Origin of the sequence: Limnohabitans sp. DCL3 (genome assembly GCF_048019295.1) — a bacterium.
Taxonomy (GTDB): Bacteria; Pseudomonadota; Gammaproteobacteria; order Burkholderiales; family Burkholderiaceae_C; genus Limnohabitans_A.
Window position 1 is genome coordinate 25,502 of record NZ_CP171842.1, and the last position, 17,795, is coordinate 43,296.

Genomic DNA, 17,795 nt, shown 5'->3' on the forward strand with positions numbered 1-17,795 from the left:
GGAAAAGACCATGGAATTGTTCAAAATCAGAAAAGACATTCCGTTCATGAAGCACGCGTTGGTGTTCAACGTGATTTCCTTCGTGACGTTTGCTCTGGCGGTCTTCTTTCTGTTCAGCCGCGGTCTGCACCTGTCGGTGGAGTTCACGGGTGGCACCTTGATGGAAGTGAGCTACAGCCAACCCGCCGACCTGCAAAAGGTGCGCGGCACGGTGGCCACGCTGGGTTTTTCAGAAGTACAGGTGCAAAACTTTGGCTCGGCACGCGATGTGATGATCCGTTTGCCTGCGCAAAAAGGCGTGAGTTCGGCCCAGCAAAGTGAAAAAGTCTTGTCCGCCCTGAAAGCCAACGACCCCGATGTGACCTTGCGCCGCACCGAGTTCGTCGGCCCGCAGGTGGGCGATGAGCTGGCCGAAGACGGCCTCAAGGCGCTGGCCTTTGTGGTGGTCGGCATCATGGTTTATTTGGCGATCCGCTTCGAGTGGAAGTTCGCCGTCTCGGCCATCATTGCCAACTTGCACGACGTGGTCATCATTTTGGGATTTTTTGCTTTCTTCCAGTGGGAGTTTTCACTGGCGGTTCTGGCCGCCGTGTTGGCCGTGCTGGGTTACTCGGTCAACGAATCGGTGGTGATTTTTGATCGGATCCGTGAGAACTTCCGCCGGTACCGCAAGATGAACACCGTCGAGATCATCGACAACGCGATCACCTCCACCATCAGCCGCACCATCATCACCCACGGTTCGACCCAGATCATGGTGCTGTCGATGCTGCTGTTCGGTGGCGAGACCCTGCACTACTTCGCCATGGCACTGACCATTGGCATTTGCTTTGGCATTTACTCGTCGGTCTTCGTGGCGGCGGCCATTGCCATGTGGTTGGGCTTGCAACGCGAAGACCTGATCAAGCCGCTCAAGAAAGACATCGATCCGAGCGATGAAAATTCGGGCGCGGTCGTCTGACCGATCTTGAGAAAAGGGCCTCTTGTGGCCCACCTTTGGGGGCCACGGCGATCACGCCGATCCCAAGCGCTGAAACAGTCCTCCGGGCAGGCGGCCGACGTGTCCCTGCATTTCAAGCTCCAGCAATTGGGCTTGCAGCCGGGCTGTGGGCAGTCCGCAGCGGGCTTGCAGGGCGTCCAGACTCACCGGGTCATGGCCCAGTGCCGTCAGCAGTTCGTCTTCGGGCAGGTCTTCGGCCGTTGACGTGAATGCCAGCGGCACCTGCGCCACATGGCCGGGCCCACGCAATTCCTCCAGAACGTCTTGTGCCGACTCGACCAGCTTGGCGCCTTGCTTGATGAGCAGGTGACAGCCCTTGGATTGGGTGGCGTGGATCGAGCCGGGGATGGCCATCACGTCGCGGCCTTGCTCCAGGGCTTGTTGGGCGGTGATGAGCGAGCCCGACTGCAGGGCAGCCTCGACCACCAAAGTGACCTGCGACAGACCCGAAATCAATCGGTTGCGGCGAGGGAAATTCGGCGCCAGGGGCGGTGTGCCCAAGGGGTATTCGCTCAGGAGCACCCCGCGTTGGGCGATCTGGTGCGCCAAGTCGCGGTGCTGACGGGGATAGACCCGGTCCAGGCCCGTGCCCACCACAGCGATGGTGGGTAATGTTGTGCCCAATGGGCCATCCACCACGCCTTGAAGGGCCCCTTCATGGGCGGCACCATCAATGCCCAGCGCCAAGCCCGAGACAATGGTCAAGCCGCTTGCGGCCAAGCAGCGGGCAAATTCGCGGGCATGGATGAGCCCTTGGGGTGTGGGGTTGCGGCTGCCGACCATCGCCACGCTTTGCCCGATGGCATGCTGGCGCAGTGCATCGATTTGCCCCAAGGCATAGAGCATCAGCGGTGGGTCTGGAATTTCCAGCAAGGCGGCGGGGTAGTCGGGGTCACCCAAGGTGATCAGGGCGCGCGCCATGCCCGGCTCCAAGGCTGTCTGCAGCCAGCGCCAAGTGTTTTCACGCAAGTCATGCCAGCCCTGCGGTACTTCGCACAGCGCTTGCGCTTGGGCGGCCGAAACGACTTGGCGCAAGGTGGTTCCGGATTGCTCAAAGATGGCGCTGGGCTGCCCCCAAGTGGCCAGCAAGCGCCGCGCCGTTTCCGGTCCAACGCCGGGGGTCAGTGCCAGGCGCAACCAGGACGCCAGCGCTTCGGATGTGTTCAGCATCGTGTCTCCCTGTGCAGCCTTGGCGGCTGTCTGTGGGGGCATTGTGGGCCCAATGGGCTGCTTTGCCTAGCCTGGGTGCAGCACGCGCAAATGCTGCAAACGCTGGCCTCAGCGAGCGGGGGTTGGGCGCCGTTGGGCCAGCCAACCAAACCAGAAGTGATTGGCCAAGACCACGGCCCAGCAGATGAAGCCGGTCCACAGGGTGTGGCTTGGAAAGTGGGCGCCTCTGAGCGTCTGGGTCAAGCCCAGCAAGAAGCCCATTGACAAAACCACCCCCAAAATGCGCAGGCCTGTTTGGCGGTGAGTCAACGAATCGGAGACCAGCCAGGGCAATGCCAAGCCAAGAAAGGCGAAAGCGGAGGACACGTGTCCCCCGGGGAAGCACCGACCCGAGCCCCCATCTGCCACCCCCCAAAGCCAGTGAGAAACATGCGCGGCGGGGCCGCCAAAGGCCTGCAGCTCCCAGGGGCAACTGGTCAAGCTGAAGCTCTTGAGGGTGCTGATGGCGACCAGACTCAGCGTGATGCCCACCATGATTTCCGAGCGCTGCCAGCGCGTCAATTGCCGAAGCATCTTTTGCGGCCACCAGACCATCACGAGCAATCCCAAATACACCAAGATCGCCAACTGCTTGGCCCGGGTGTGCAACACGGTCTCCAACCACCAGTTCGCACGAAATCGAAAGCCCGTGCTGTCTGCAAGTGCCTGCATCACACCCATGTCGAGACCTGAAAAATCCCATGCCAGCAAACACATCAGCACTGCCCAAGTGATCAGTCCCAACCGCCGTGTTGGGGACAAGTCGCTCGGGTGGGCATAGTGGTGTGCGGGGCTCATGGAGGTCAAATTCAGTGTGGCGAATGCGTCATGCGCTTGAACGTGGGGCTTTGCACTCTACAGCGCAGCGCCCAAGGAACAGCTCGGACTTTAAGGGCGTTTGCTCCAAAAATGCGCCGCAACCTCGTCGAAATGCCGATTTGAGCGCTGCCTCAGCGCGCTTTCATCTGCCGTGTCTAGAATCGAGCCCATTTGTACTTGAGGCAACCGTGTCATGAAGCTTCTTACTCCGCGCACGGCGTGGCACCCCACGCAGTTGTTGGCGGTTATGGTCTTGTGGCTGACAACGGCCGGTAACCTGCCATTTTGGATGGCGATTTGGCGATTGCCTGAAACCCAAGGTCTGCGTGCATTGACCACCATGGGCAGCTTGTGGGTGATCTTGCTGGCATTGCTGACTTGGTTTTTGTGCCTGTGGGTCTGGCCTCGGTGGCTCAAGCCGGTGGGTGTGGCGATGCTGGTCACCGTGACGTCCAGCAGCTACTTCATGCTGACCTACGGCGTCGTCATCGACGCCAGCATGCTGGCCAATGTGGTCCAGACCGATGTGCGCGAAGTGCGTGACTTGTTGTCTTGGCCCATGTTGGCGGCCGTCTTGATGGGGGTGGTATTGCCTGGGGTATGGCTCTGGCGGCAGCCGATCCGATCGGTGCCGGCCAAATCGTTGATCGGGCGACAACTCGGCACGGCCTTGCTGGCGTTTTTGGTGGCCATGGGGGTGTTTTGGATGTCGTTCCAAGACATTGCCTCCCTGACCCGCAACCACAAGCAGTTGCGCTACATGATCAACCCGTTCAACAGCCTTTATGCGGTGACCCTGTTGACGGTGGGCCAAGCCGCTCAGGCCACCCGACCTTTGCAGAGCATTGGCGAAGACGCCAAGTTGCTCAAGACACCCAGCAGCGAGGCCAGCGCGCCCTTGGTGGTGCTGATTTTGGGCGAAACTGCCCGTGCGGCCAATTTCGGCCTGGGCGGCTATGCCAGGGACACCACGCCCCAGCTGCGTCAGTTGCGGGCGCAGGGTGATTTGGTCTATTTCTCGGACGTCAAGTCCTGTGGCACCAGCACCCAAGCCTCGGTGCCGTGCATGTTTTCGCATCTGGGCAAATCGGCCTACGAAAGCAGCAAAGACCGCTATGAGAGCGTGTTGGATGTGTTGCAGCGCGCCGGTATGGCGGTGCTGTGGCTGGACAACCAGTCGGGTTGCAAAGGGGTGTGCGACCGGGTGCCGAGTGTGGCGACCACCGCGCTGAAGGTGCCCGAGTATTGCGCCAGTGGCGAATGCCTCGATGAAGTCATGCTGCACGAGTTGCCCCAACAACTGGCGGCTTTGGATCCGCTCAAGCGCGCCCAAGGCACGGTGGTGGTGATGCACCAGATGGGCAGCCACGGGCCAGCCTACTACAAGCGTTCGCCCGCGGCCATGAAGCCCTTCCAGCCTGAGTGCAGCAGCCATGCCTTGCAAAACTGCCCCCCTGAGCACATCGTCAACGCGTACGACAACTCCATCGTCTACACGGACCATTTCATTGCCAAAACGGTGAAGTGGCTGCAAGCTCAATCACGTCCGACGGCGCTGATGTACCTGTCCGATCATGGCGAGTCACTGGGCGAGAAAGGTCTTTATCTGCATGGCATGCCTTACAGTTTGGCCCCCAAAGAGCAAACCCATGTGCCCATGTTGGTGTGGTTGTCCAAACCCCTGCAACGGGAACGCCAGTGGGACATGAATTGCTTGCAATCGCAAAGTGCCAAGGCCTTGTCGCACGACCACCTTTTCCACTCGGTGCTCGGCTTGACGCAGGTCAGCACCCAGCTGGCCAAGCCAGAGTTGAACCTTTTTTCCGCTTGTGCTGCTGGGCGTTGAGCGCCGTCCCAAGCCACACGCGCCCTGCAGGCGGCAGGCGTTTTGGAAATTGAGGACAATATGGTGTTGAATTCATCACTGTTTTGACGCCATGGCCCTGCTCCCTATTCTTTGCTATCCCGATCCTCGCCTGCACAAGGTGGCCAAACCCGTGCAGGCGGTGGATGCTCGTGTGCATGCCCTGATCGACGACATGCTGGAGACCATGTACGAAGCCGGTGGTATTGGCCTGGCCGCCACCCAGATCGACGTGCATGAACGCCTGGTTGTGATCGACACTTCCGAAGAGCGCAACCAGCCCATGGTCTTGATCAACCCCGAGATCAGCTGGATGAATGAGGAACGTGTCAAGGGCGAGGAGGGTTGCCTCTCGGTGCCCGGCATTTATGACGGCGTGGAGCGGGCCACGAAAGTCAAAGTCACCGCCTTGGACCGCGATGGGAAAAGCCGCAGCATCGACGCCGAAGGCATGCTGGCCATTTGCATCCAGCACGAGTTGGACCACTTGATGGGCAAGGTGTTCGTTGAATACCTGTCACCGCTCAAGCAGGGGCGCATCAAGACCAAATTGGTCAAGGCCCAAAAAGCCGAGCGTTGAACCGGATGCGTTTGATTTTTGCGGGGACACCCGAATTCGCCCAGGTGGCCATGGCCGCTTTGCACGCGGCAGGCCACGAGATCGTGGGGGTGCTGACCCAGCCCGACCGCCCCGCCGGGCGTGGCATGAAGCTGCAGCCATCGCCCGTCAAACAATGGGCTTTGGCGCATGGGGTGCCTGTGGCCCAGCCGCGCAGCTTGCGGCTCGACGGCAAATACCCCGAAGATGCGGCAGCCGCCAGGCAAGCCTTGCTGGCCGCGCAAGCCGACGCCATGATCGTGGCCGCTTATGGCCTGATCCTGCCGCAGTGGGTGCTGGACTTGCCCGCCAAAGGGTGCCTGAACATCCATGCGTCCCTCTTGCCACGCTGGCGCGGTGCGGCGCCCATTCATCGCGCCATTGAGGCCGGTGACACCGAAACGGGCATTACCATCATGCAGATGGATGCGGGTCTGGATACGGGCGACATGTTGCTGGTGCGGCCTGTGGCCATCTTGCCCACCGACACCACGGCGGTGCTGCACGACCGGCTGGCCGCTTTGGGCGGCGAGGCGATTGTGCAGGCGCTGGCCTCACTCGGTGCCTTGGCGCACCAGCCTCAACCTGCCGAAGGCGTGAATTACGCCCACAAGATCGAGAAAGCCGAAGCCGCGTTGGATTGGGCCTTGAGCGCCGAGGTGTTGGCCCGCCGCATCCGCGCGTTTGACCCGTTCCCCGGCATGACCGTGCCGTTGACGGCGGCGGGTGGCATCGAAACCCTCAAGTTGTGGCAAGCGGTGGCCGAGCCTTTGCAGGCGGTCGCCGAGCCCGGCACTGTGGTGCAGGCCGATGCCGCAGGCGTGCGCGTGGCCTGCGGGCAGGGCCAGTTGTGTTTGACGCAATTGCAGCGCCCCGGCGGCAAGCGCTTGAGTGCGGCCGACTTTTTGCGTGGCTGCCCTTTGCAGCCGGGACAGCGCCTGGTGGCGGCCTGATGTTTTTCCTCTCGCGCCTGTACCGTCACCCTGCCTTTTTGGTGGGCATGCGCGAGGTGTCCCCGCAGTCGCCGGGGATTGCCGCCTGGGGCTTGATGACGGGGGTGGCCATGGTCAAGTCGGGCATGAGCGTGTTCGAGGCCAGCGCCATGACGCTGCTCGTGTTTGCCGGCAGCTCGCAGCTGGCGGCCATCCCGCTCATCGTGGCGGGCGCACCCGCTTGGGTCATTTTGGCCACCGGCTTTTGCGTCAATTTGCGCTTTGTGGTGTTCAGTTTGCATTTGCGCCCGTATTTGATCCATCTGCCCCGTTGGCAACGCATGTTCCACGCCTATTTGACGGCCGACATCAGCTATGTGCTTTTCACCCGCAAATACGCGCACCCGGCGCAGAGCGCCGAGGGGCGGCTGGAACAAGAGGCCTATTTGGCGGGTAACGACTTTTTAAACTGGCTGTCCTGGATTGTGGCGAGCTTTGTCGGCATCGCCTTGGCCAACCTGATCCCGCCCAGTTGGGGTTTGGGCTTTGCCGGCATTTTGTGCCTGCTGGGCATCCAGTGCTCGTTGGCCAGCTCGCGCATGCGCATGCTGTCGGCAGCCGTGGCTGGCGCAGCGGCTGTGCTGGCCTACAGCCTGCCACTCAAACTCAACATTGTGGTGGCCATTGCGGTGGCCGTGATCTTGTGCCTGACGGTCGAGAAAATGCGCCCTGCCCCCGAGGTGCCCGCATGAACATGGCTTGGGGCGGTACCGATTTGTGGACAGTGGCCGTCATCGCCGGGCTGGCGCTGGTGACGGTGCTCACGCGCAGCTTCTTTTTCATCTCCAGCAAAAATTGGCATTTGCCTCACTGGGCGCAGCGTGGCCTGCAATATGCACCCATTGCCGCTTTGTCGGCTGTGGTGGTGCCCGAAATCATCACCGTGCAAGGTGTGCTGATCAGCACTTGGCAAGATGCCCGTCTGTTTTCCGCCGTGGTGGGCACGGCTGTTTATTTTTGGCGGCGTGATGTGCTGTTCACCATCATCGCGGGCATGGCGGTGTATTTGCCTTTGCACCTGGGTTGGGGCTGGTAAGCCCCGTATCGGCGTTGTTCGGGGTTCGTACCCGTTCATGACGTCAGCCGCTGTCAGGCCGGCCTTTTAAAATGGGTGTGCATTGACCCCTCCACTTTTCTTCACACCATGAACGTCATCCGTTTCTCTGATTTGTGCGCCAGCGGTAAAGCCGCAGGCCAACGCGTGTTCATCCGCGCTGACTTGAACGTGCCGCAAGCCGACGACGGCAGCATCACCGAAGACACCCGTGTGCGTGCCAGCGTGCCATGTATTCAGATGGCGCTGGCGGCTGGCGCCGCCGTCATGGTGACCAGCCACCTGGGTCGCCCCACTGAGGGCGAGTTCAAACCCGAAGACTCGCTCGCTCCCGTGGCCAAGCGCTTGGGTGAGTTGCTCGGCCGTGATGTGCCGCTGCTTGCCAACTGGGTGGACGGCGTGACTGTGGCCCCCGGCCAAGTGGTGCTGCTCGAGAACTGCCGTGTCAACCAAGGCGAAAAAAAGAACAACGAAGCGCTGGCCCGCCAAATGGCGCAGCTGTGCGACATCTACGTGAACGACGCCTTTGGCACCGCCCACCGCGCCGAAGGCACCACCTATGGCATCGCCCAGTTCGCGCCCATCGCTTGCGCAGGCCCTTTGCTGGCCGCCGAGATCGACGCCATTGGCAAGGCCTTGGCCAACCCGAAGCGTCCGCTGGCCGCCATCGTGGCGGGCAGCAAAGTGTCCACCAAGCTGACCATTTTGAAGAGCCTGTCGCAAAACGTGGACCAGCTGATTGTGGGTGGCGGCATTGCCAACACCTTCATGCTGGCGGCAGGCCTGAAGATCGGCAAGAGCTTGGCCGAAGCGGACTTGGTGGATGAGGCCAAAGCCGTGATCGAGGCCATGAAGGCGCGTGGTGCCGAGGTGCCCATTCCGAGCGATGTGGTGGTGGCCAAGACCTTTGCGCCCGATGCCGTGGCCACGGTGAAAAAAGCCACCGAGGTGGCCGACGACGACATGATTTTGGACATCGGCCCAGAGACCGCAGCCCAACTGGCCGCGCAGCTCAAGCAGGCGGGCACCATTGTGTGGAACGGCCCGGTGGGCGTGTTCGAATTTGCGGCCTTCGAAAACGGCACCAAAGTGATCGCCCAGGCGATTGCCGAGTCCAGCGCCTTCAGCATCGCGGGTGGTGGCGACACGCTGGCGGCGATTGCCAAATACGGCATCGAAAAGGATGTGGGCTACATCTCCACAGGCGGTGGCGCATTTTTGGAAATTCTGGAAGGCAAGACCTTGCCGGCTTTCGAGATTTTGGCCAAGCGCGCTGCGGGTTGACCAGCCGCTGGGGCTGAAGCCGCGGACAACAAAAAACCCCGCATGACGGGGTTTTTTGTTGTCGCATGAAGGCGGGGGATCAGGCCTGCGGCGTGGGTGTGGGTGGCAGGTTGCCGCGCACCGGGCTGGTCATATTGCCCTTGAAGTCGGTCCAGCACTCTCGGCTGAAATCGTACATCTTGCAATTCTTGGCGGTTTCGAAATACCACTTCCAAGAGAAGGCTTGCACAATGATGCGGCCCGGCAGCATTTCTTCCAGCTTGGTCTGCGCCTGTTTCAAACGGTACAGCGGGATGCTCATGTCCACGTGGTGCGCGGTGTGCTCCATGATGTGGTGCATCATGCCGCCAATGTTGAAGGGGAAGGTCAAATGGACGGTGGTTGACACAAAGGGTGCGGCCTTGGTCCAGGCGGATTTGTTGTCATGCCAGGACACTTTCACGTGGGTGTGGTGCACATAGACCACAAAACCGATCATGCTGTTCCAAAAGAAAAACGGCACCACAAAACCCAGCAACAGTGACAGCCAGACCGATTGACCGGTGTAAACAGCCGCTGCAGCGATGGTCGCAATCCAGAACGCGCCAAACAAACTCACCAGCAAACTGTCCTTGAAGAAAATCGGGCGGCGCGTGGGCATGTGGATTTTGTTGGGGAAAAACTCGCGCTTCCACCAAATCTCGATCATGTAATAAAGGCCCGGTGCCCAGCCGCTGCGGTAGGCGCGCTCCAGCCACTTTTGCATGGGGCTCAGGGCTTCGAATTCGGCGGCCGTCAGGGGTGTCCAAACAAAGTCCACCCCTTTGAGGTTGGTGTAGCCGTGGTGCACCACGTTGTGGCCGGTGTCCCACAAGCTGTAAGGGGTGAGTGAGGGCAAAAAGGCGATGCGGCCCAGCACCTTGTTGAGTTCACGGTGGGGCGTCAGACTTTGATGGCAGGCGTCGTGGCCAATGATGAACAGGCGGCCGATCACGAAACCAGCAGCCAAGGCGCACAACACTTTTGCCCAAACCGCATCGAAGGCCATCGTGCCCGTGATCAAGGCGAAAAACAAAGCGTAATCCAGCACCAAGAGTGCGAAGGCCCTGACGGTGCTGCGTCCAGACAAAGGGATCAGCCACTCGCGCAAAGTCTTGCGGTGCGGCAGAGGTTGGTCTAAGCCAATCGGTTGTTCGGTGGTCGTGGTGGGTAAGGCAGTCATGTTGCTTCTGGTTAAACAAGCTAATGCCAAGTTTAGTCGCCCTGCCCCTTCGCTGGGCTGACGAGGATCAATTGAGGTGCTGCTTGGCAGGGGAATACCCGTTCACCGGGGCCAGCGAGGGGCCAGTGACCCGTCAAATTGGGGTTTTCGATCAGGGGACAGCTCCGAAAGAACCTGGTGTGTAACCGATTCCGTGTGAGAATTGAAACCAAATTACATGGAGAGCTTTGAATGTCCCGTCGCGCCACCAAAATTGTTGCCACCTTAGGCCCTGCTTCCAGCGATCCCGCACTGCTCGAAGCCATGATCCGGGCTGGTGTGAACGTGGTACGGCTCAATTTCAGCCACGGCAAGGCCCAAGACCATGTGGACCGCGCCCTGTTGGTGCGCGAAGCCTCGCAACGCGCGGGCCGAGAAGTGGCCATCATGGCCGATTTGCAAGGCCCCAAGATCCGCGTGGGCAAGTTCGCAGAGGGCAAGGTCATGCTGGAGCCCGGTGCATCTTTCGTGCTGGATGCCTCTCGCACCGAGCCGGGCGACCTGCAGGGCGTGGGTCTGGACTACAAAGAGTTGCCCCGAGACGTCAAGGCAGGCGATGTGCTGCTGCTGAACGACGGGCTGATCGTGTTGACCGTGGTGGCGGTCAAGGGTGAGCAGGTGCACACCACCGTCAAGCTGGGCGGCGAGTTGTCCAACAACAAGGGCATCAACAAGCAAGGCGGCGGTCTGACGGCGCCAGCGCTGACCGCCAAGGACATGGAGGACATCAAAACCGCCATGAGCCTGCGCGCCGACTATGTGGCGGTGAGCTTTCCCAAAAATGCCACCGACATGGAAATGGCCCGCCAATTGTGCAATGTGGCAGGCGCCGAATATGGCCACAAGCCGGGTTTGATTGCCAAAATCGAACGCGCCGAGGCGATTCCGCACCTCGAAAGCATCTTGCTCGCCAGCGACGGCATCATGGTTGCCCGAGGAGACTTGGCGGTGGAGGTGGGCAATGCGGCCGTTCCAGCGCTGCAAAAACGCATGATCAAGCTGGCCAAGGTGCACGACAAAGTCGTCATCACCGCCACCCAGATGATGGAGAGCATGATCACCAACCCCGTGCCGACCCGCGCCGAAGTGTCCGATGTGGCCAACGCGGTGTTGGATGGCACCGATGCCGTGATGCTCAGCGCAGAGACGGCAGCCGGCAAATACCCACTGGAGACGGTTGAGGAGATGGCCAAGATCTGTTTGGCTGCAGAAGGCGCGGAAGACGTGGAAATCGATGCCGATTTCAAAGGCCAGACCTTCAGCCGCATTGACCAATCCATCGCCATGGGTGCGCTGTTCACCGCCAGCCATTTGGGTGCCAAGGCCATCGTGGCCATGACCGAGTCCGGCTCCACCGCCTTGTGGATGAGCCGTCGCCGGGTGCACATCCCGATTTACGCCCTGACCACCAAACTGTCATCACAGCGCAAAATGGCCTTGTTCCGCAATGTGCGGCCCTTGTTGATGGACACCAGTGCGGACCGCGACACCGCCTTGTCCGAAGCCGAAACCCATCTGAAAAACCGTGGCATCGTCGGTTCAGGCGATGTGTATGCCATCACCTGTGGTGAACCCATGGGTTCACCGGGCGGCACCAACATGCTGAAAATTTGCAAGGTCGATTGAGGGGGGTGTGCCCGCCGGGAGGGGCCGGTTCAGACTTGTGTCAGGCCGCAACCTATAAAATCTGGATCAGTTACGGGCCGGGTACATCTCGGCGCCCCTGAATCTTCAACTTCCCGGAAAACACCACCATGGCACTCGTTTCTATGCGCGAGCTGCTGGACCACGCCGCCGTCAATGGCTACGGCATTCCAGCCTTCAACGTCAACAACCTCGAGCAAGTCCAGGCCGTCATGATGGCGGCCGACGAAGTCGGTGCCCCTGTCATATTGCAGGCCAGCGCCGGCGCCCGCAAATATGCAGGTGAGCCTTTCATCAAGCATTTGATCCAAGCCGCCACCGAGCAGTGGCCGCATATTCCGCTCGTGATGCACCAAGACCATGGTCAAAGCCCAGCGGTTTGCCAAGGTGCCATCGATCTCGGTTTTTCCTCGGTGATGATGGACGGCTCTTTGCTGGAGGACGGCAAGACCCCGGCCGACTTCACCTACAACGTCGATGTGACCCGCCGTGTGGTGGACATGGCCCACCAGATGGGCGTGTCGGTTGAAGGCGAACTCGGCTGTTTGGGCAACCTGGAAACCGGCGAAGCCGGAGAGGAAGACGGCATTGGTGCACAAGGCAAACTGGACCACAGCCAGATGCTGACCGACCCCGAGGAAGCGGCCCAGTTTGTGAAAGCCACGGGCCTCGATGCATTGGCCATCGCCATTGGCACCAGCCACGGTGCTTACAAATTCAGCCGCAAACCAACGGGTGATATTTTGGCGATTTACCGTGTCAAAGAGATCCATCAGCGCATCCCCAACACCCATTTGGTGATGCACGGCTCCTCCAGCGTGCCGCAAGACCTGCTGGCCATGATCAACCAATATGGGGGGCAGATGAAGGAAACCTACGGTGTCCCGGTCGAGGAAATCCAAGAGGCCATCAAGCACGGTGTGCGCAAGATCAACATCGACACCGACATCCGTTTGGCCATGACCGCTGCTTGCCGCAAGTTCCTGTTTGAGAACCCCGATAAATTTGATGCCCGCGAATGGCTCAAACCAGCACGCGAAGCGGCCAAGCAAATTTGCAAACAGCGCTACCTGGAGTTTGGATGCGAGGGCCAGGCCCCCCAAATCAAGGGCGACAGCCTGCAGGTGGTGGCTGCACGTTACGCGCGAGGCGAGCTGGCGCAAGTGGTGAACTGAGCCTGCGATAATTGACCCGAATGGCCCGTTGACTGTTCAACGGGCCTTTTTCTTTTTTGCCATCGCTTGAATGTTTGCCATGACCACTGCACTCCACACCTCGGCTCTGACCTCCTTGCCCTTGCTGGCGCGTGGCAAGGTGCGTGACAACTATGCGGTGGGTGACGACCGCATCCTGATGGTGGCATCCGACCGCATCAGCGCTTTCGACGTGATCATGGGCGAGCCCATACCTGGAAAAGGCGTGTTGCTCACGCAAATGGCGCTGTTCTGGTTTGACCAATTGGGCCCCAAGGGCTTGAACATCTGCCCCATCCATTTGACGGGCGAGGCCCCCGAGAGTGTGGTGAGCGCTGGCGAAGTGTCTCAGGTCAAAGGCCGCTCCATGCTGGTCAAGCGCTTGAAACCCATTCCGGTCGAAGCCGTGGTGCGCGGTTATTTGGCCGGAAGCGGCTGGAAGGAATACCAGGACAACCAGGCCGTGTGTGGCGTGCAACTGCCTGCAGGTCTGAAAAACGCCAGCCGCTTGCCCGAGCCCATTTACACGCCAGCGGCCAAAGCGGCGGTGGGTGAGCACGACGAAAACATCACCTTTGAGCAAACGGTGGACATGATCGGTGTCGATTTGGCCACCCGCATCCGCGACATCAGCATCCAGCTTTACAAAGCTGCGCGCGACATCGCGGCCACCAAGGGCATCATCATTGCTGACACCAAGTTCGAGTTTGGCTTGGACGCTGACGGCACCCTGGTGTTGATGGATGAAGTGTTGACACCCGACTCCTCGCGTTATTGGCCTGCCGAAAGTTATGCAGAAGGGGCCAACCCGCCCAGCTATGACAAGCAGTTTTTGCGCGACTGGCTGGAAACCGCTCAAATCAATGGCAAACCGTGGGACAAGACCCCACCTGCACCGCGTCTGCCGCGCGAGGTGATCGAGAACACGGCCAACAAATACGCAGAAGCCATGACAAAGTTGATGGCCTGAATTCGACGGCCCCCCACAGACCGTGCTGGGTACAAAAAGGCGCTGCCAAGCAGCGCTCTGAGGCGCGAGTGGGTTCAATCAGCGGGGGAGCGCCAGCAGTGTCATGGCATCCAAAAGCAAGGTGGTGGCGGCCACCAGGGTGCTCGCGCCAGCAGCCATCTGGCCACGCGGATGCAGCGATGCGCGCCAAAAAACGGCCAGGCAAACCAACTCCAAGCTGCCACGCAGCCACAGGTAGCGACTGCTCCCGACGAGGGTGACGGCTTCAGGGCTCAGGAGCAGGGCATACAGGAAAACACCCTTGACCAGCCACAGCGCAGCGCCAAAATGCAGGGCTGGCTTTTGCGCCAGCAGGCTGCGGGAAGACCGGTTGGCGTGCGCCGACGCAGCGCCGAGCAGACATTGCAGCTCTTCTGGGGTGATCAGGGGTTCGGCGCGCGGCATGGTTCAAAATGAATTCCAAAGTAGTGCTGAAATTCTAGAGTGAAAACTTCGACAATGTACGACTGGTGAGCAGTCGACGAGCCGATACCGGTCAATTTTTGTAACTTCAAGTCAGACATGGGGCGCTTTGGCCCCAGAACGAGAGGATGGCATGACGCTTTTTCGATCTGCAACGCAGTTGATGGTGCAGTACGCCCATTACCACCGCGATCGCCGCAACATCACCACCCACCTGCTCGGTATCCCGCTGATTGTCTTGTCCATGGGTGTCTTGCTGCGGGGCCCGGCTTGGGCGGTCGCCGGTCAGACGCTGACGCTGGCCTGGGCCCTGTGGGCGCTGACCAGCCTTTGGTATCTGAGCCGCGGCGATGTGTTGCTGGGTGTGGCCACAACGCTGGTCAATGGCGTCTTGTTCGCGGTCGCCCATGAGGTGCCACTGCTGGCGCATGCTCTGGGCTTGGCGGTTTGGCAGGCCGGCTTGGGCCTGTTTTTCATCGGCTGGGTCCTGCAGTTCATTGGCCACTATTGGGAGGGGCGAAAACCGGCTTTTGTGGACGACCTGGTGGGCCTGCTGGTGGGACCCATGTTTGTGGTGGGCGAAGTGCTCATGGCGCTGGGACTGTTGCAGCGCATGCGCATGGACATCGAGCGTCAAGCTGGCGCTTTGCGCTGAGTCGCTGGGGTGCAGCATGGCCAAAAAGCCCACAGCGTCTGCATCTCGGCAGCTTGAGTGGGCTTCTGGTTGGCAGCGGGTTTGCGCTCAGTTGAGCATCATGCTCAGCTTGCGCCGGTAGCTGGAGATCATGGCCATGTGCGGGTCTTCTTGCACCGCGGCTTTGCCCATGAGTTGAATGCCGCCGGCCGATTTGCCAGTGGGGTCCTGTGTTTTGGATTTGGGGGGTGTCATCAGCTCCAGCAGTGCCACAAAGGTTTTGCGAGGCGCTTCGTCGCTCCACTTCTTGTCGCGCATGATGATTTCCAGCAATTCGTCCATGGCCGATTCCCATTGGCCTATGGCGATCAGCAGACGGCTTTTGGCAAACCGGGCGTCAAAGTCGCGTTTGTTCTGGGCAATCAAGGCGTCAAACTGGTCCAGTTCCCATTCTCCGCGGGGGTCGGTGGTCACAAACTCCAGGGCCTTGAGCCATTGGGTTTGGGCCTCAAAACGCAAGGGCACGGGAATGCGTGCCATGGCCGGCGCCAGCAAAGCCGAGGCTTCGGCCAATTCGCCTTGTCCGATCAGCAGTTTGACCAGGTCAAAACGCGCATCGTCGTTGCCGGGGTCGGTGGCCAAGGCTTGCTCCAGTGCGGCACGGGCGCTGTCCGCGTCACCCGCTTGCAGGTGCTCGTGGGCTTCTTGGGCGGCGGCTTGTGCCTGCAGCTGGCCTTCGGCCGGCAGGTGTTTGTCCAGAAACTGTTTGACCTGACCCTCCGGCAAAGCACCCATGAAACCATCGACTGGCTGGCCATTCATCAGCAACACGCAGGTGGGGATGCTTTTGATGCCAAAGGCCTGAGCCAGTTGCTGTTCTTCGTCGGAGTTGATCTTGACCAACTTGAAGCGGCCTTCGTAAGCGGTTTCAACTTTTTCAAGAACGGGGCCCAGCGATTTACAAGGGCCGCACCAAGGGGCCCAAAAGTCCACCAAGACGGGGGTGGTCATGGAGGCGGCGATCACCTCGGTTTCAAAATTTTGTATCGTGACGTCCATCATGGCGGGCAGTGTTCCGGGTTGTGTTCCAGACCCTCAGCGGGTGAAACCGTAAAATTCAAGATTGATCACGAAAAGCACCCAATGACTCAAGCGCTCATCGGCGTCGTCATGGGTTCCAGCTCCGACTGGGACACCATGCAGCACGCAGTCCAGATTCTCCAACAGTTTGGCGTTGCGCACGACGCCCGCGTGGTTTCGGCCCACAGAATGCCGGACGATATGTTCGCCTATGCCGAAAGCGCTGCGGCCCGTGGCTTGCAAGCCATCATCGCAGGCGCGGGCGGCGCGGCGCACTTGCCGGGCATGTTGGCGGCCAAGACCGTGGTGCCCGTGCTGGGCGTGCCGGTGCAGACCCAGGCTTTGTCGGGCGTCGATTCGCTGCACAGCATTGTGCAAATGCCCAAGGGCGTGCCCGTGGCCACCTTTGCCATTGGCGCGGCAGGCGCGGCCAATGCGGCTTTGTTTGCTGTGGCCATGTTGGCCAACAACGACCCGGCCATGCGCCAAAAACTTGAAGCTTTCCGCGCTGAACAAACCGCCATGGCCCGTGCCATGACCCTCCCGACCGCAGGTGCCGCATGAGCCGCGCCATCTTGCCGGGGTCCATGGTCAACGGCCAGATGGCCACGTTGGGCGTGATGGGCGGCGGCCAGCTGGGCCGCATGTTCGTGCACGCCGCGCAGGCCATGGGGTACTTCACCGCCGTGCTCGACCCGGATGCGGCCAGTCCGGCTGGACTGGTGAGCCACCACCACATTCAAACCGACTATCTGGATGAACAGGGGCTGGCCCAGCTGATGCAGCGCTGCGCGGCCATCACCACCGAATTTGAAAACGTGCCTGCGCCCGCGCTGTTGACCTTGGGTGCCCACCGCCCGGTGAGCCCAGCATCAGAGTCGGTTGCCATTGCGCAAGACCGGGCCGCAGAAAAATCCCACTTTATGCGCTGCGGTGTGCCCGTCGCGCCGCATGCCGTGATCGAGACGTCCGCGCAGCTGAACGCGGTGACAGCGGACGTGCTCCCAGGCATTTTGAAAACAACGCGCATGGGCTATGACGGCAAGGGCCAGATCCGCGTCAAAACCCGCGAAGAACTGGCCGCCGCTTGGGACGAGTTGAAGGGCGTGCCCTGCGTGCTCGAAAAAATGCTGCCACTGCAGGCCGAGTGCTCGGTCATCGTGGCGCGTGGCGCCGACGGGCAGATGGTGAATTTTCCGGTGCAGTTGAACCTGCACCGCGACGGCATCTTGGCCGTGACCAGCGTGTACGAGGGTGCCGTGCCGTCCGATGTGGCCGCCCAAGCCGTGGCCGCGACCCGCGCCATTGCCGAAGGCCTGCACTATGTGGGCGTGCTGTGCGTCGAGTTTTTCGTGCTCGAAGGCGGCCAACTGGTCGTGAATGAGATGGCACCTCGCCCGCACAACAGCGGCCACTACACCCTGAACGCCTGCGATCAGTCGCAGTTTGAGCTGCAGGTGCGCACGCTGGCGGGTTTACCGCTCACGCAGCCGCGCCAGCATTCGAGCGCCATCATGCTCAATTTGTTGGGCGATTTGTGGCCCGAGGTGACGCCCACAGGCAAAGGCCCGACCAGTCCCGAATGGGCCCAGGTGCTGGCGCTGCCGGGCACGCACTTGCACCTGTATGGCAAGTTGTCAGCACGCCCCGGCCGCAAGATGGGGCACTTGAACATCACGGGTGCCACGCCTGAGGCCGTGCGCGCCACCGCCTTGCAAGCGGCGGCTTTGCTCGGCATCGACGCGTTTTAAA

The 17,795-nt window shown here is 60.7% G+C and carries 18 protein-coding genes; 13 read left to right on the forward strand and 5 right to left on the reverse strand.

Going from position 1 to position 17,795, the window contains the following annotated elements; translation table 11 throughout:
• The first annotated feature begins 10 nt into the window (after positions 1–10).
• A complete protein-coding gene (gene secF, locus ACHEXK_RS00145) occupies positions 11–961 on the forward strand; it encodes a protein translocase subunit SecF (protein WP_416547249.1) in 951 nt (316 codons plus the stop codon).
• Between the two features lie 51 nt (positions 962–1,012).
• Here secF and dprA read toward each other — a convergent pair whose 3' ends face one another.
• Together dprA and ACHEXK_RS00155 are read right to left on the reverse strand one after the other, a co-directional pair.
• Positions 1,013–2,170: a DNA-processing protein DprA gene (gene dprA / locus ACHEXK_RS00150; protein ID WP_416547250.1), complete on the reverse strand. Its 1,158-nt coding sequence runs from the start codon at positions 2,168–2,170 to the stop codon at positions 1,013–1,015.
• A gap of 108 nt (positions 2,171–2,278) precedes the next feature.
• On the reverse strand, positions 2,279–3,007 hold the full coding sequence (locus tag ACHEXK_RS00155; protein ID WP_416547251.1) for a phosphatase PAP2 family protein: 729 nt from the start codon (positions 3,005–3,007) through the stop codon (positions 2,279–2,281).
• A gap of 214 nt (positions 3,008–3,221) precedes the next feature.
• Between ACHEXK_RS00155 and ACHEXK_RS00160 the strand changes: the two genes are divergently transcribed.
• The 6 genes from ACHEXK_RS00160 (at position 3,222) to ACHEXK_RS00185 (ending at position 8,820) form a co-directional block, all read left to right on the forward strand.
• Positions 3,222–4,874 carry a phosphoethanolamine transferase gene (locus tag ACHEXK_RS00160; RefSeq protein ID WP_416547252.1) on the forward strand — a complete coding sequence of 551 codons (1,653 nt, stop codon included), beginning with the start codon at positions 3,222–3,224 and terminating at the stop codon, positions 4,872–4,874.
• A 91-nt stretch (positions 4,875–4,965) separates the two neighbouring features.
• On the forward strand, positions 4,966–5,472 hold the full coding sequence (gene def, locus ACHEXK_RS00165) for a peptide deformylase (RefSeq protein ID WP_416547253.1): 507 nt from the start codon (positions 4,966–4,968) through the stop codon (positions 5,470–5,472).
• Positions 5,473–5,477: 5 nt separating this feature from the next.
• The gene (gene fmt / locus ACHEXK_RS00170; protein WP_416547254.1) at positions 5,478–6,443 is read left to right on the forward strand and encodes a methionyl-tRNA formyltransferase; all 966 of its coding nucleotides are present in this window, start codon (positions 5,478–5,480) and stop codon (positions 6,441–6,443) included.
• Positions 6,443–7,174: an AzlC family ABC transporter permease gene (locus ACHEXK_RS00175; protein ID WP_416547255.1), complete on the forward strand. Its 732-nt coding sequence runs from the start codon at positions 6,443–6,445 to the stop codon at positions 7,172–7,174. The genes fmt and ACHEXK_RS00175 overlap by 1 nt, the downstream gene beginning before the upstream one ends.
• Entirely contained in the window at positions 7,171–7,518 is a 348-nt protein-coding gene (locus ACHEXK_RS00180) for an AzlD domain-containing protein (RefSeq protein ID WP_416547256.1), read from the forward strand. The genes ACHEXK_RS00175 and ACHEXK_RS00180 overlap by 4 nt, the downstream gene beginning before the upstream one ends.
• 108 nt (positions 7,519–7,626) lie before the next feature.
• Complete coding sequence (locus tag ACHEXK_RS00185; protein ID WP_416547257.1) at positions 7,627–8,820, forward strand: phosphoglycerate kinase; 1,194 nt, start codon at positions 7,627–7,629, stop codon at positions 8,818–8,820.
• A 79-nt stretch (positions 8,821–8,899) separates the two neighbouring features.
• Here the strand turns inward: ACHEXK_RS00185 and ACHEXK_RS00190 are convergent, their stop codons facing one another.
• Entirely contained in the window at positions 8,900–10,021 is a 1,122-nt protein-coding gene (locus ACHEXK_RS00190; RefSeq protein WP_416547258.1) for a fatty acid desaturase, read from the reverse strand.
• A 231-nt stretch (positions 10,022–10,252) separates the two neighbouring features.
• Between ACHEXK_RS00190 and pyk the strand changes: the two genes are divergently transcribed.
• From pyk to ACHEXK_RS00205, 3 genes are all read left to right on the forward strand, one after another.
• Entirely contained in the window at positions 10,253–11,686 is a 1,434-nt protein-coding gene (gene pyk / locus ACHEXK_RS00195; protein ID WP_416547259.1) for a pyruvate kinase, read from the forward strand.
• Positions 11,687–11,814: 128 nt separating this feature from the next.
• Positions 11,815–12,879: a class II fructose-bisphosphate aldolase gene (gene fba, locus ACHEXK_RS00200; RefSeq protein ID WP_416547260.1), complete on the forward strand. Its 1,065-nt coding sequence runs from the start codon at positions 11,815–11,817 to the stop codon at positions 12,877–12,879.
• A 79-nt stretch (positions 12,880–12,958) separates the two neighbouring features.
• Entirely contained in the window at positions 12,959–13,867 is a 909-nt protein-coding gene (locus ACHEXK_RS00205; RefSeq protein WP_416547261.1) for a phosphoribosylaminoimidazolesuccinocarboxamide synthase, read from the forward strand.
• 78 nt (positions 13,868–13,945) lie between these two features.
• On the opposite strand, the gene ACHEXK_RS00210 is transcribed toward ACHEXK_RS00205, so the two are convergent.
• Positions 13,946–14,311 (reverse strand): hypothetical protein, encoded by a 366-nt coding sequence (locus tag ACHEXK_RS00210; protein ID WP_416547262.1) that lies wholly within the window; start codon positions 14,309–14,311, stop codon positions 13,946–13,948.
• Positions 14,312–14,462: 151 nt separating this feature from the next.
• On the opposite strand from ACHEXK_RS00210, the gene ACHEXK_RS00215 reads away from it, so the two are divergent.
• Positions 14,463–14,984, forward strand: a complete 522-nt coding sequence (locus tag ACHEXK_RS00215) for a DUF962 domain-containing protein (protein WP_416547263.1) — start codon at positions 14,463–14,465, stop codon at positions 14,982–14,984.
• Positions 14,985–15,071: 87 nt separating this feature from the next.
• On the opposite strand, the gene trxA is transcribed toward ACHEXK_RS00215, so the two are convergent.
• Positions 15,072–16,025, reverse strand: a complete 954-nt coding sequence (gene trxA, locus ACHEXK_RS00220; RefSeq protein ID WP_416547264.1) for a thioredoxin — start codon at positions 16,023–16,025, stop codon at positions 15,072–15,074.
• A gap of 81 nt (positions 16,026–16,106) precedes the next feature.
• On the opposite strand from trxA, the gene purE reads away from it, so the two are divergent.
• A complete protein-coding gene (gene purE, locus ACHEXK_RS00225) occupies positions 16,107–16,607 on the forward strand; it encodes a 5-(carboxyamino)imidazole ribonucleotide mutase (protein ID WP_416547265.1) in 501 nt (166 codons plus the stop codon).
• Complete coding sequence (locus ACHEXK_RS00230) at positions 16,604–17,794, forward strand: 5-(carboxyamino)imidazole ribonucleotide synthase (RefSeq protein ID WP_416547266.1); 1,191 nt, start codon at positions 16,604–16,606, stop codon at positions 17,792–17,794. Before purE ends, ACHEXK_RS00230 begins: the two co-directional genes overlap by 4 nt.
• Position 17,795: the final 1 nt, after the last annotated feature.

What these genes read in the sequence shown, in the direction of transcription:
- secF (WP_416547249.1), top strand. Translation starts at nt 11, where the DNA reads ATGGAATTGTTCAAAATCAGAAAAGACATTCCGTTCATGAAGCACGCG.
- dprA (WP_416547250.1), bottom strand. Translation starts at nt 2,170, where the DNA reads ATGCTGAACACATCCGAAGCGCTGGCGTCCTGGTTGCGCCTGGCACTG.
- ACHEXK_RS00155 (WP_416547251.1), bottom strand. Translation starts at nt 3,007, where the DNA reads ATGAGCCCCGCACACCACTATGCCCACCCGAGCGACTTGTCCCCAACA.
- ACHEXK_RS00160 (WP_416547252.1), top strand. Translation starts at nt 3,222, where the DNA reads ATGAAGCTTCTTACTCCGCGCACGGCGTGGCACCCCACGCAGTTGTTG.
- def (WP_416547253.1), top strand. Translation starts at nt 4,966, where the DNA reads ATGGCCCTGCTCCCTATTCTTTGCTATCCCGATCCTCGCCTGCACAAG.
- fmt (WP_416547254.1), top strand. Translation starts at nt 5,478, where the DNA reads ATGCGTTTGATTTTTGCGGGGACACCCGAATTCGCCCAGGTGGCCATG.
- ACHEXK_RS00175 (WP_416547255.1), top strand. Translation starts at nt 6,443, where the DNA reads ATGTTTTTCCTCTCGCGCCTGTACCGTCACCCTGCCTTTTTGGTGGGC.
- ACHEXK_RS00180 (WP_416547256.1), top strand. Translation starts at nt 7,171, where the DNA reads ATGAACATGGCTTGGGGCGGTACCGATTTGTGGACAGTGGCCGTCATC.
- ACHEXK_RS00185 (WP_416547257.1), top strand. Translation starts at nt 7,627, where the DNA reads ATGAACGTCATCCGTTTCTCTGATTTGTGCGCCAGCGGTAAAGCCGCA.
- ACHEXK_RS00190 (WP_416547258.1), bottom strand. Translation starts at nt 10,021, where the DNA reads ATGACTGCCTTACCCACCACGACCACCGAACAACCGATTGGCTTAGAC.
- pyk (WP_416547259.1), top strand. Translation starts at nt 10,253, where the DNA reads ATGTCCCGTCGCGCCACCAAAATTGTTGCCACCTTAGGCCCTGCTTCC.
- fba (WP_416547260.1), top strand. Translation starts at nt 11,815, where the DNA reads ATGGCACTCGTTTCTATGCGCGAGCTGCTGGACCACGCCGCCGTCAAT.
- ACHEXK_RS00205 (WP_416547261.1), top strand. Translation starts at nt 12,959, where the DNA reads ATGACCACTGCACTCCACACCTCGGCTCTGACCTCCTTGCCCTTGCTG.
- ACHEXK_RS00210 (WP_416547262.1), bottom strand. Translation starts at nt 14,311, where the DNA reads ATGCCGCGCGCCGAACCCCTGATCACCCCAGAAGAGCTGCAATGTCTG.
- ACHEXK_RS00215 (WP_416547263.1), top strand. Translation starts at nt 14,463, where the DNA reads ATGACGCTTTTTCGATCTGCAACGCAGTTGATGGTGCAGTACGCCCAT.
- trxA (WP_416547264.1), bottom strand. Translation starts at nt 16,025, where the DNA reads ATGATGGACGTCACGATACAAAATTTTGAAACCGAGGTGATCGCCGCC.
- purE (WP_416547265.1), top strand. Translation starts at nt 16,107, where the DNA reads ATGACTCAAGCGCTCATCGGCGTCGTCATGGGTTCCAGCTCCGACTGG.
- ACHEXK_RS00230 (WP_416547266.1), top strand. Translation starts at nt 16,604, where the DNA reads ATGAGCCGCGCCATCTTGCCGGGGTCCATGGTCAACGGCCAGATGGCC.